10 protein-coding genes are annotated in these 11,787 nt (G+C 68.0%); 8 read left to right on the plus strand and 2 right to left on the minus strand.

Annotation, left to right across the window (positions count from 1 at the left end; translation table 11 throughout):
- Positions 1–57: 57 nt before the first annotated feature.
- From IU448_RS03350 to IU448_RS03370, 5 genes are all read left to right on the plus strand, one after another.
- Positions 58–1,317, plus strand: coding sequence for a DEAD/DEAH box helicase (locus tag IU448_RS03350; protein WP_228812008.1), 1,260 nt, complete (start codon positions 58–60; stop codon positions 1,315–1,317).
- A gap of 407 nt (positions 1,318–1,724) precedes the next feature.
- Complete coding sequence (locus IU448_RS03355; protein WP_195053990.1) at positions 1,725–3,161, plus strand: GuaB1 family IMP dehydrogenase-related protein; 1,437 nt, start codon at positions 1,725–1,727, stop codon at positions 3,159–3,161.
- Between the two features lie 248 nt (positions 3,162–3,409).
- A complete protein-coding gene (locus IU448_RS03360) occupies positions 3,410–4,804 on the plus strand; it encodes a hemolysin family protein (RefSeq protein WP_195053991.1) in 1,395 nt (464 codons plus the stop codon).
- Complete coding sequence (locus IU448_RS03365; RefSeq protein WP_195053992.1) at positions 4,797–5,864, plus strand: hemolysin family protein; 1,068 nt, start codon at positions 4,797–4,799, stop codon at positions 5,862–5,864. The genes IU448_RS03360 and IU448_RS03365 overlap by 8 nt, the downstream gene beginning before the upstream one ends.
- Positions 5,861–6,766 carry a 3-methyladenine DNA glycosylase gene (locus IU448_RS03370; RefSeq protein ID WP_228812010.1) on the plus strand — a complete coding sequence of 302 codons (906 nt, stop codon included), beginning with the start codon at positions 5,861–5,863 and terminating at the stop codon, positions 6,764–6,766. Before IU448_RS03365 ends, IU448_RS03370 begins: the two co-directional genes overlap by 4 nt.
- Before the next feature lie 351 nt (positions 6,767–7,117).
- Here IU448_RS03370 and IU448_RS03375 read toward each other — a convergent pair whose 3' ends face one another.
- Positions 7,118–7,882, minus strand: a complete 765-nt coding sequence (locus IU448_RS03375; RefSeq protein ID WP_195053993.1) for an SDR family oxidoreductase — start codon at positions 7,880–7,882, stop codon at positions 7,118–7,120.
- Positions 7,883–7,943: 61 nt separating this feature from the next.
- On the opposite strand from IU448_RS03375, the gene IU448_RS03380 reads away from it, so the two are divergent.
- The 3 genes from IU448_RS03380 (at position 7,944) to IU448_RS03390 (ending at position 10,698) form a co-directional block, all read left to right on the plus strand.
- Positions 7,944–8,297, plus strand: a complete 354-nt coding sequence (locus IU448_RS03380) for a winged helix-turn-helix transcriptional regulator (protein ID WP_195053994.1) — start codon at positions 7,944–7,946, stop codon at positions 8,295–8,297.
- An 84-nt stretch (positions 8,298–8,381) separates the two neighbouring features.
- The gene (locus IU448_RS03385) at positions 8,382–8,807 is read left to right on the plus strand and encodes a hypothetical protein (RefSeq protein ID WP_195053995.1); all 426 of its coding nucleotides are present in this window, start codon (positions 8,382–8,384) and stop codon (positions 8,805–8,807) included.
- A gap of 313 nt (positions 8,808–9,120) precedes the next feature.
- Complete coding sequence (locus IU448_RS03390; RefSeq protein WP_195053996.1) at positions 9,121–10,698, plus strand: LVIVD repeat-containing protein; 1,578 nt, start codon at positions 9,121–9,123, stop codon at positions 10,696–10,698.
- A 275-nt stretch (positions 10,699–10,973) separates the two neighbouring features.
- Here IU448_RS03390 and IU448_RS03395 read toward each other — a convergent pair whose 3' ends face one another.
- The gene (locus IU448_RS03395; RefSeq protein WP_324188494.1) at positions 10,974–11,780 is read right to left on the minus strand and encodes an MHYT domain-containing protein; all 807 of its coding nucleotides are present in this window, start codon (positions 11,778–11,780) and stop codon (positions 10,974–10,976) included.
- Positions 11,781–11,787 lie beyond the last annotated feature (7 nt).

Consider the following 11,787-nt stretch of genomic DNA (forward strand, 5'->3'; position numbering starts at 1 on the left):
CCGCAGCGGCAGTCACCCGAATCCCGGTCTTCGACCGCACCCCCTCCGTTCGCCCGGTTGGGCCTGCCCGTGCTCACGGTCCAGGCGCTGCGCCGGGAAGGTCTCACCGATCCCCTGCCCATCCAGGAGGTGGCCGTTCCCGATGTACTGGCCGGCCGCGACGTCCTGGGCCGGGCACCGACGGGGTCGGGCAAAACCCTCGCTTTCGGGTTACCCATGCTGGCCCGACTCGCCGGACGGCCCGCGATCCCCCGCGCCCCGCGCGGGCTGATCCTGGCGCCGACGCGCGAACTGGCCTTACAGATCGAGCGCGCGCTGGAACCCTTCGCGCTGGGACTTCGGCTGGGCACCGCCGTCGGTGGGATGCCTACCCGCCGGCAGGCCGACACACTGCAGCGCGGTGTCGATCTGCTGATCGCCACGCCCGGCCGGCTCACCGACCTGGTCGAGCAGGGCGCTGCCGTCCTGGACGCGGTACAGGTCACCGCCGTGGACGAGGCCGACCATATGGCCGATTTCGGATTTCTGCCGCAGATCCGCCGGCTGCTGGACGCCACCCCCGCCGACGGGCAGCGGCTACTGTTCTCGGCGACCCTCGACGACGAATCCGTCCGCGACCTCGTTCGCCGCTACCTGCGGAACCCGGTCACCCACAGTGTCGCTCCCGAACCCACCGCTGCCGTCGCGGTTCACCACCTGCTCTATGTGGAGACGGCCGACAAACCCGACGTCCTCGCGCGCATCGCGGCCCGCGAAGGCCGCACGCTTCTGTTCGTGCGCACGCAGTACGGTGCCGAGAAACTCACCCGCCGGCTGCGCGACCAAGGGGTAGCGGTGGCCGCCCTGCACGGCGGTAAGGCACAGAACCGCCGGCTGCGCACGCTGGCCCAATTCGCGGACGGCGCGGTGCCGGCCCTGGTCGCCACCGATATCGCCGCCCGCGGTATCCACGTCGACGCGGTATCCCTGGTCGTCCACGCCGATCCGCCCACCGACCCGAAGGACTACGTCCACCGCGCCGGCCGCACCGCGCGCGGTGGTGCCACCGGCACGGTCGTCACCGTGGTGACCCCCGATCAGCGCGCCGAGGTCGCCGCCCTCACCGAGGCAGCGGGCGTCGAGGTGGTGACCCACACCGTCGGGCCCCAGGATTCCGAACTCCGGCAGCTCACCGGCGCCCGCTCCCCCGCGGGTCCGCCGCCAGCCCCCGCACCGGCCGCCCCCGACCGCGCCCCGTCCCGGCGCGGAGCAGCACGCGGATACCGGGCGGCCGATGCCTCCGGCCCGCGCCGCCCCCATCGACGCCGGAAGAAATGAGCGCCCGATCCGTCCGGCTACGTCCGGCGTCTCCGCGACAGGCACTGCCGCATCGGCCCCCGGGCGCGCCGGTCCTGCGCTCCCGGCGTAGACCCGCAACGACGCAGGCCAGGAGTCACAACCGGACGCGAATGTGTTCTCCGGGCGATAGGGACGCCAGAACGGACCGGCCGAGTACGGGAGGGGCCGGGGACGGCGGCAGCCGTCCGACAGATGGCGGCCGTGGACAGCCGAGCTGAGGGCTGCCCACGCCCGGGCGAGGCGCTACCCGCCCCCTTTCGGTGAGGACCAGGTCGGATAGTTACGGTCCCCCGGCCGCAGCGAGCCCCCCCCCCCGGGGAATGTCCTGATTCGCCGCCGAAGGCGATGGCGCCCGCCGCGGTCGGCTCCCGATTACCATGGGTGCAGTGCAGTTTCTCCCCGGACACACCCCGCCGTACGATCTGACCTACAACGACGTCTTCCTGGTCCCGAACCGCACCGATATCGCGTCGCGGTTCGATGTCGACCTCACCACATCCGATGGCTCCGGCACCACCATTCCGCTGGTGGTCGCGAATATGACCGCCGTCGCCGGGCGGCGGATGGCCGAAACGGTGGCCCGGCGCGGCGGGATCGTGGTCCTGCCGCAGGACCTGCCCAACAGCGCGGTCGCCGAGACGATCGCGTTCGTCAAGAGCCGCTCGCTCATCGCGGACACTCCGGTCACGCTCACCCGCGACGATTCGGTCTCCGACGCAATGGCGCTGATCCACAAGCGGGCGCACGGCGCCGTCATCGTGGTCGACCGGGATCGGCCGGTCGGTGTGGTCACCGAAGCGGCCTGCGCCGATGTGGACCGGTTCGCCCGGTTGCACGAGATCGCCACCACCGATTTCGTCACCGCCCCGGCCACGGCCGAACCGTCCGATATCTTCGACCGGCTCGAAGCCGCGCATGCCGATCTGGCAGTGCTGCTCGCCCCGGACGGCACCCTCGCGGGTGTACTGACCCGTACCGGCGCGGTACGGCACGGCATCTACGCCCCGGCCGTGGACGGGGACGGGAAGTTGCGGATCGCGGCCGCCGTCGGGATCAACGGTGACGTCCCGGCGAAGGCCAAGGCGCTGGTAGATGCGGGTGCCGACCTCCTGGTGGTCGATACCGCCCACGGGCATCAGCGAAAAATGCTGGAAACCCTGCGCGCCATCCGCGACCTGGGCCTGGGAGTGCCGCTGGTGGCGGGAAACACGGTCTCGGCCGAAGGCACCCGGGATCTGATCGCCGCGGGCGCCGATATCGTGAAGGTCGGCGTCGGCCCCGGCGCTATGTGCACCACCCGGATGATGACCGGGGTCGGCCGGCCGCAGTTCTCCGCGGTGGCCGAATGCGCTGCCGCGGCCGCCGATCTCGGGGCGCATATCTGGGCCGACGGCGGTGTCCGCCATCCGCGTGATGTCGCGCTGGCGCTCGCGGCGGGAGCCGCCAATGTCATGATCGGTTCCTGGTTCGCCGGTACCTACGAATCGCCCGGTGATCTGCGCGTGGACCGGGAAGGCAACGCCTACAAGGAGAGCTTCGGAATGGCCTCCAAACGGGCTGTTGCCGCCCGCACCGCCGCCGACCGCGGTTACGACCGCGCGCGCAAGGCCCTGTTCGAGGAAGGTATCTCCAGTTCCCGGATGCTGCTGGACCCCGAACGGCCCGGGGTCGAGGATCTGATCGACCATATCTGTTCCGGCGTCCGCAGTGCCTGCACGTATGCCGGGGCCCGCACGCTCGCCGAGTTCCGGGACCGCGCCGTGCTGGGGGTCCAGTCGGCCGCCGGATTCGCCGAGGGAAGGCCGCTGCCCGGCGGGTGGTGAGCGGGCGGGCACGCCGACCGGCCCGTGCACCCGGGGGTACGGGCCGGTACGATGAGTTCCGTCGGCGGCTGCCGGCCGTGAATTCACCAGGACGAAAGGAACCAGTTGTCACCCGCGTCCGAGGGCGCCACTCAGGAGGGCTCATCTATCGAGCCGGGTGACAGACCCGGCGTCCCCCTCCGTACGACCCTCCACCGACCACCTGTTCGTCCGGCCGTTGCTGCCGAAGCCCGCCGGGCGGTGGCGATATGACCGTCGTTCTCACCATTGCGAGCCTGATCGGGTTCGTGGCGCTCACCGTGGGCACCGCCCTGTTCGTGGCCGCCGAATTCTCTCTCACCGCGTTGGAGCGCAGTACCGTCGAAGCGCATGCGCGCGACGGTGACGTCCGGGCGCGCGCGGTCCGGCAGGCGCACCGCACCTTGTCGTTCCAATTGTCCGGGGCCCAGCTCGGCATCACCATCACGACTCTGATCACCGGCTATATCGCCGAGCCGGTGCTGGCGCGCTTACTGGCACCGCTGTTCGGCCTGACCGGCATCCCGGATTCCGCAGCCACCGGTATCTCGCTGGTCCTCGCCCTGATCCTGGCGACCTCGTTGTCGATGATCTACGGCGAACTGGTGCCGAAGAACATCGCGATCGCGGCGCCGCTGTCCGCCGCGCGCACCACCGCGGGGCCGATGGTGGCCTTCTCGACGGTGTTCAAACCGATGATCCAGTTCCTCAACGGCACCGCGAACTGGGTGGTTCGCCGGCTCGGGGTGGAACCGGCCGAGGAACTGCGCTCGGCCCGCTCACCGCAGGAACTCGGTTCGCTGGTGCGCACCTCGGCCCAGCACGGCGCGCTCGATCAGCGCACCGCGCAGATCCTGGACCGTTCGCTGCAGTTCGGGGCCCGCAGCGCCGAGGAACTGATGACGCCTCGCGTCAAGATCGAGGCGCTCGAACGCACCGACACCATCGGCGACCTGCTGGCCGCGGCCGCCCGCACCGGATTCTCGCGGTTCCCCGTGATCGACGGCGATCTGGACAACACGCTCGGCGTGGTCCACGTCAAACAGGCTTTCACTCATCCGGCGCGCACGCGCGCCGGAGTGGGGCTGGCGCAGATCGCGCAACCCGTACCCGTCGTCCCCGCCAGCCTGGACGGAGACGAGGTTCTGGAACGGGTCCGCGCCGACGGTATGCAGGTCGCGCTGGTGGTCGACGAGTACGGCGGCACCGCCGGCCTGGTGACCATGGAGGACATCATCGAAGAGATCCTCGGCGATGTCCGCGACGAACACGACGAGGAGGAACGCGACGTCCGCCGCGTCTCCGACGGCTGGGACTGTTCCGGACTGCTCCGAATCGACGAGGTATCCCGCGCAACCGGCTACCAGGCGCCGGAGGGCGAATACGAAACCCTCGGCGGTCTCGTGCTGACCAGGCTCGGGCGTATCCCGGCGGCCGGCGATATCGTGATCCTGCCGCAACGCCGTGGCCACGACCGGCGCCATATCGACGGACCGGGCGGCTGGCTGGCCCGCGTGGAGCGGATGGACGGACGCCGGGTAGACCGGGTCCGGCTGGTGCCGGTCGACGACCGGTCGCTCGACCGCGAACAGCAGCCGGCCGGACGGGAGTACCACCATGGGTGATCTGCTGGCCGTCGCGTTGACCGTTGTACTGCTCGCCGGGAACGCCTTCTTCGTCGCTGCGGAGTTCGCGCTGATCTCGGCCCGGCGCGACCGGCTCGAGGCACTCGCCGCACAAGGGAAACGCAATGCCGATACCGTTATCCGGGCGGGTCAGAATCTGTCGATGATGCTGGCGGCGGCGCAGCTCGGAATCACGATCTGCTCGATTCTGCTGGGCCGGGTCGGCGAACCCGCGGTCGCGCATCTGCTCGAATACCCCTTCGAGCTGGTCGGGCTGCCGGAGGCGCTGCTGCATCCGGTGTCGTTCGTGGTGGCGCTGACCATCGTGGTGATCCTGCACATCCTGCTGGGCGAGATGATCCCGAAGAACATCGCGCTCGCCGGTCCGGAACGCAGCGCACTGCTGCTGGTGCCGCTGCATCTGGCCTGGTTGCGGATCGCCCGGCCACTGATCGCGCTCTACAACTTCGCGGCCAACGCGACCCTGCGCATGTTGCGTATCGAACCGAAGGACGAACTCGAATCCGCGGTGTCCAGCGATGAACTCGCCGAGATGATCGGCGAATCGCGGTCCGAGGGGTTGCTGGACGAGGAAGAGCATCGCCGCCTCACCCAGGCGCTGGGCACCGGGGAGCGGTTCGTCGCCGAGGTCATGATCCCGCTGCACCGGATGCGAACCGTACCGTTGCGGGGCGCAGGCGGTACCACGCTCGGCGATATCGAAACCGCTGTCGCCGAAACCGGGTTCTCCCGGTACCCGGTGCGGGCCGCGGACGGCTCGCTGGTCGGGTACCTGCACGTGAAGGATGTCCTGGACAAGGTCTCCGACGAAGCGGCCGGACCGAGTACCGAGATCCCGCGCACCGATATCCGGCCGCTGCCGACCGTACTGCTGGGCACCACGTTGTACGAGGCGCTGGCCCGGCTGCGCCGGACCAGCAGTCACTTGGGCCGGGTAGTCGATGCCCGCGGCAATACGGTGGGGATCGTGGCACTCGAGGATCTGGTGGAACAGTTCGTCGGCACGGTGCGCGATGCCACGCACCGGGTGGCCGAATGACGGTCGGTACGGATGTGGTGGTCCTCGCCGAATCCGAGTGGCGGCCCCGCGCCGCGGCGCACAACGCCCGCGCCGGCGAGCTCGCCGGTGACTATCTGCGCCGGCGGGCCACCGGGACGAAACATCCGGTCCTCGACTTCCTGTGGACCTACTACGGTCACCGGCCGGCGCAACTTCGACGCTGGCATCCGGGGTACGGCGTCGCATTACGTGGCGCCGGCGAGTACACCGGTCTCCGCGGTTATCACCGGCTCGACGACACCACATCCGCCCCGGTGGTGACCGCAGATCCGCATTTTCTGCGCAGCCGCGGCGAGACCCTGTCCTATATCGCCGACCTGCTCCGGGCGACCGCATCCCGGCCGGCCCAGCTGTCCTGTTTCGGTCTGCACGAATGGGCGATGGTGTACCGGGCCGGGGAAATCCGCCACGACGGGGTCCCGCTGCGGCTGGGCGCGGCGGGTACCGATGCCGTGCTGGAGTCGATGCCGGTGCGCTGCACCCATTTCGATGCCTTCCGCTTCTTCACTCCACCCGCCGTAGGCCGCAACAACCAGCACCTCACCCGCGCCGATCAGCGGCACACCGAACAGCCGGGCTGCCTGCACGCGAATATGGACCTGTACAAGTGGTGCTTTCACACGAGTCCGCTCACCACTTCCGAACTGCAGCTGGACTGCTTCGAACTGGCTCGTGACGCCCGGATCCTCGATATGCGGGCCTCCCCCTACGATCTGCGCGATTACGGGTACGAACCGATCGAAATCGAAACCCCCGCCGGCCGGGCGGCCTATGTGCGACAGCAATCGGCCATCGCCGACCGCGCTGCCGGGCTCAGGGCCCGGCTGCTCGCCGAATGCGAACACCTCCTGGAGCACCTGAACCCCAAATTGAGCGCCTGACCGCCGGTAAGGTCACTTTTCTGGCGGCTATCGGCGGTTGGACCGCGCTCGGGCCATACAGACCAGGTGCCCGCTCATCCGAACCCCTGATCGAGAGACCGACTTCTTCCCGGAACCTTTTCCGCCGGCGTCCTTCGCTGCGCTGGACTGCGCGCGGGAGGGAAATCCCGATTTCGCCGAACTGCCGCTCGGATTATTCGCTGAGGCGGACTGGATACGCGAGGACGCGGCGGTCATAAATTGATGCATTCCTGAACGCTGATCGCCAGATCATCGCTGGTCAACGACGATTCTTCCGAACGCTTGTCCATCAAGCGCCCATTTGTAGACACAGCCGCACGGGTGAGCGGTTCAGCGCATCATGGTGGTGGTGAGGTAGTCATGCCCGCCCACGAGGAAGGTGTGCCCGTTGGCCGCGGGGGCGTCGATCGCGGCGACGATGGCCGCAGCGAAATCGTCGACAGTGGGCAGCGGCCCGTGAGTTCGGCGGGCGGCGACCGCGCCGGGGTCGCGGCGTTCCAGCAGCCGGATGATGATCGTCCCGTCGATCATGTCGCCGGAGACCACGACGAACCCGACACCGCGGTCGGTGAATTCGGGAATGAGGGCGCGCAAGGCGTCCTCGCCAGCGCGTTTGCTGGCGGCGATCGGCTCGTACCCATCGGGCAGCGGACCGCCGTCGGCATGAAAGTGCGCCTGGTGGCTGGTGACGAACACGATTCGCCCGCCGGGCGGTATGAGTGGCAGGGCGAGGGTAGCGAGCCGGACCTGGGCGTCACGGTTGAGGCGCAGGGCGTAGCCTGGATCGGCACCGCGTTCGAGTCCGCCCGAGGCGTTGAGCACGAGCGCGTCGAGTCGGCCGTGCCGGTCGCGGATGTGGTCGATCATCTCGGTGACCGCGGTGTCGTCGGACAGGTCCGCCCCGACCGCCGAGGCGCTGCCGCCGGCGTTGGTGATCGTATCAACCACCGTCTGTGCTCGTTTGGTCTTCTCGCGGTAGTTGACCAGGACGTGGATGTCCGGGCCTGCCAACTGCTGGGCGGTGACGGCGCCGATACCCCGTGATGCGCCTGTCACCAGCACGATTCGTCGCAAAGACGGTTCCGCTCTGTCCATCAGATGTTCTCCTCGCTCGGCCCGGTTGCTTCTGATTGAGAAGCAACTATGGTGCTTCGAAATGAGAAGCGCAAATGATGGCGGTCCGGCCGGGTCGGCCGATGAGTCCGGCAACGCACCGGTTCTGGCGGCGATCGACCTGTTGGGGCAGCGGTGGATGCTGCGGGTGGTGTGGGAACTCGAACCCGGGCCGCTGGGGTTCCTGGAACTGCGCCGGCGGATGGGCAACTGTTCGTCGAGCATGTTGTCGAACCGACTCCAGCAACTTCAGGCAGCCGGGCTGCTGCACAAGCACGGCCCGAAGGGTTCTTACGAACTGACCATCGCCGGTGTCCGCCTCGGACAAGCCCTTCAACCGCTGTGGGACTGGTCGGAAATCTGGACCGATCGAACCCAGGACTTCCGCTGGCCTTGAACCAACTCGGCGAGCGTCCCCGGTGAGTTTTGCCCCCGAGAGGTCTAATCGCGAATTCCGACAGCGCCGGATACCTTCACAGTCATGATCGAGCTCCGCGCCTTCCGCCAAGCGTGCTACGAAGCCGCCGAGCGCACCGGGGGCAAACTGATCGAGTTCCGCCTCACTGAGGGTGTGACGCCGAACTTCCACCAAGGAATCATCGCCTACCGCGACCGGCACCTTGCGGTGGTTGCGTTGCGCGATTCTGCGGTGCTCGCGATCGCCGAGCCACGGGTGATCGCGTCCGAGAACGGTGCGCGAGAGGCTGGTCCCCTGACCTTTGTCGAGGCTCCCGATCTAGTGACTGCCCTGTCCGAGCGTGCCGAGCGAGCAGGAGTCGAAGTACTTACTGGGACCGAACTCGCTCGGCCTTTCGATGCCGCGGCCTGGCCTGAGCTGGACCGAGCCGAAATCCGGTTCTGGCAACCAGAGACTGTCGGTGACGCTCTCTTCAACTACTGGGACTGAAGCCCGTCGACCGCAAAGCTGCGCTTCCGTCGGAGAAACTCGGCCACACCAAGACCTCGAGTGGCCTCGGGTCACCCCGGACATACCCAAGGATGCAGCCGCCTTTGGCGCCGGAGGCCCCGGATGGCGACTGTGCGCCGTAAGCTGCCGGACACCTGCGAATCCGGCCGGGCACTGCGCAGGCCACCGTCATTCGGTGAAACCGCTCCGTGCCGGACACCCGAATGGCTACTATCACTGAACAATTCCGGGTTATGTCCCAAACATCTCCCGGACGGGTCGGACGAGACAGCTCGGGAAGCGCGAGGATGCAATGGGGCGTCCCTTCGGAGAACTCCATCGGGTCAGAGCGATTGCGCTCGGCGCGGTCGCCGTGATCACTGCCGTACTGCTGCCGGGTAGTGCCACGGCCGATCTGCAGGCCGATATCCACAACGAGGTCCGGGAATTCCTCGACGTGGGCCGTACCGCCGTACCGCGCGCCGAATGCGGACCGGGGGCCATGCCCGAAACCGGTCTGCAGGGCGATGTTCCGGCGGCCGATCGCGACAGCGGGCGCAGCACCCAGGGGTACCGCTGCAATATGTCACTGGTCGGCCAGTTCGCCGGCCGCGGCGCCGGTATCACCTCCACCAGTTTCGAACACTGCGCCTATATGGGCACCTTCTTTCCCGGTAACCTGCTGCACCAGAACGGCGGAGTGCAGGTCCTCGACGTCTCGGATCCGGCGAATCCGCGCCCCACCGTCACGCTGAACGAACCGGCCATGGTGGCCGGTACCTGGGAAAGCTTGAAGGTGAACGCCCGCCGGAAACTGCTCGTGGGCACCGGGGTCCCGATGCTCGTCGGGGCCGGATATCTCTCGGTCTACGATATTTCCGATTGCGCGCATCCGCGGTTGCTGAACCCGGGCCCGGGAACGAATCTGGGTATGCCGCTACCGATCACCACGCACGAGGGCGGATTCTCCCCCGACGGCAACACTTACTGGGCCTCCGGCATCACGCCCGGATTCCTCAGCGCGGTCGACCTCACCGATCCCGCCCACCCCCGGGTGGTCTGGCAGGGGCTCACCGGTATCACCGCGCACGGTTTCGGGGTCAGCCCGGACGGTAACCGGCTGTATCTGTCGGCACTCAGCGGTATCACGGTTCTCGACGTGAGCGCCGTGCAGCGGCGCGATCCGAATCCGCAGGTTCATCACATCGGGCGCATGTTCTGGTCCGACGGCTGGGCCACCCAGCACAGTATCCCGGTGACCTACGACGGCAAACCTCATATCTACACCGTCGACGAAGGCGGTTCCGGCGGCGTGAAACTGATCGACGTCTCCGAGGACGCCGACCCGCGAGTCGTCGCGAAGGTGAAACTCGAGATCAACCTGCCGCAGCATCTGGACAGCAGTATCGCCTCCTCCATGGGAGGTTCGATATTCGCCTACGAATCCCATTACTGCGCCGCCGACCGGCCGGCGGATCCCACCGCACTGGCCTGTGGCTGGATATCGTCCGGGATCCGGGTATTCGATATCCGCGATCCGCACGCGATCCGGGAGATCGCCTACTTCAATCCGCCGGCGCGCACCGGCCGCAACCTCGAACTGACAAACTCGCCCCATGCGCTGGCCTCGTTGCTGGGTATTCCGGCGATGACGGCGCCCAGTGCGGCCCGTGCGGTGCTCGAGGGGCAGTTCGACCCGTCGCAGGCGCTGTCGTCGCGGACCGGCAAGCTCGCCTTCGGCGATGTCTCGACCGACTGGTGCCTGTCACCGCCGGAATGGCGGGGCAACGATCTCTACGTGACCTGTTCCGACAACGGTTTCATGGTCCTGCACGTCGACGAATCAGTGTACACCCCGCCGGCCGATCAGCAGTCGGTGGTCGGTTCCTGAGCGGCACCCGATACAACGGAGCCCGGGCCCATTCGGCACCCGGGCTCCACGTCGGCGGTCAGCGACTCACAGCGGCGGGAACCCCGCCGAGCCGGTGGCCATCCAGTTCCAGAAATCCCCCACTCGCATCACGATCAGCGCGGCGATATCGAGCACGGTACTACCCATCGAGTATTCCTCACATCAGCTTGCAGATACGGCGGCCCAGGATAGGACCGTCGGCCCGTCGAGACAACCGGGCCCCGCCCACGGTGTCACGACTGCGATATCCGAGGCTAATCGTGGGTGGGCAGTCGTGGCCACTGACGGCCACTATGGGCCAAGGTGGCGGGGTCCGTGGTGAGCAGGGTGCCGGCTTCGCCCGTTTCCGACGCGGGGCTCGCCGCCGCGACACTGCGCACTTCGAGTTCGGCCACACCGACCAGCACCACCAGCCCCACGACGACCAGCGCGACCGTGGTGAGCAGCGGGGTGAGCAGTTCGACGGGCGCGATCCCCTCGGGTAACACGTCGTGTTCACCGTGGTGTGCGCTCATCGACGCCATACCGGTGTAGTGCATACCGCAGACCGCGACACCCATGATCAGCGCCGCGCCGATGGTGTTGCCCCAGCCCTGTACGTGCAGCATGAACCACAGCGCGGCGGTGGCGGCGACCACCGCGATCGCGATCGACAGCAGGACCAGGCCGGTGCCGTACTCCATCGCGACGCCGGTGTTCATCGCGGCCATCCCCAGGTAGTGCATGGCCACCACACCGAGACCGGTGATGGCGCCCCCGAGCGGAAGTGCGACCGCCTCCCGCTGCCCGCGGACGACGATCACCAGCCCGATCAGGACCACCACGATCGCTATCACGGCGCTGAGCAGGGTCATCGGCATGTTGTACCGGATACTCGTACCGTCGATGGCGAAGCCGAGCATCGCCGTGAAATGCATCACCCAGATCCCGGCCCCACCGAGCGCGACCGCGGCCGCGACCAGCCAGCCGTAGGCGGGCTGCGCCGTGCGCGCGCGAACGGCGCAGCGCAGGCCCAGTACCGAGCCGATGAAGGAGATCACATAGGCAAGGACAGGAGTCACCCAGCCG

Origin of the sequence: Nocardia flavorosea (assembly GCF_015477805.1) — a bacterium.
GTDB classification, from domain to species: Bacteria; Actinomycetota; Actinomycetes; order Mycobacteriales; family Mycobacteriaceae; genus Nocardia; species Nocardia flavorosea_A.

Bases quoted from the DNA above. Each gene is read 5' to 3' on its own strand.
- IU448_RS03360 (WP_195053991.1), top strand. From the start codon at position 3,410: ATGACCGTCGTTCTCACCATTGCGAGCCTGATCGGGTTCGTGGCGCTC.
- IU448_RS03390 (WP_195053996.1), top strand. From the start codon at position 9,121: ATGGGGCGTCCCTTCGGAGAACTCCATCGGGTCAGAGCGATTGCGCTC.
- IU448_RS03385 (WP_195053995.1), top strand. From the start codon at position 8,382: ATGATCGAGCTCCGCGCCTTCCGCCAAGCGTGCTACGAAGCCGCCGAG.
- IU448_RS03380 (WP_195053994.1), top strand. From the start codon at position 7,944: ATGAGAAGCGCAAATGATGGCGGTCCGGCCGGGTCGGCCGATGAGTCC.
- IU448_RS03370 (WP_228812010.1), top strand. From the start codon at position 5,861: ATGACGGTCGGTACGGATGTGGTGGTCCTCGCCGAATCCGAGTGGCGG.
- IU448_RS03375 (WP_195053993.1), bottom strand. From the start codon at position 7,882: ATGGACAGAGCGGAACCGTCTTTGCGACGAATCGTGCTGGTGACAGGC.
- IU448_RS03365 (WP_195053992.1), top strand. From the start codon at position 4,797: ATGGGTGATCTGCTGGCCGTCGCGTTGACCGTTGTACTGCTCGCCGGG.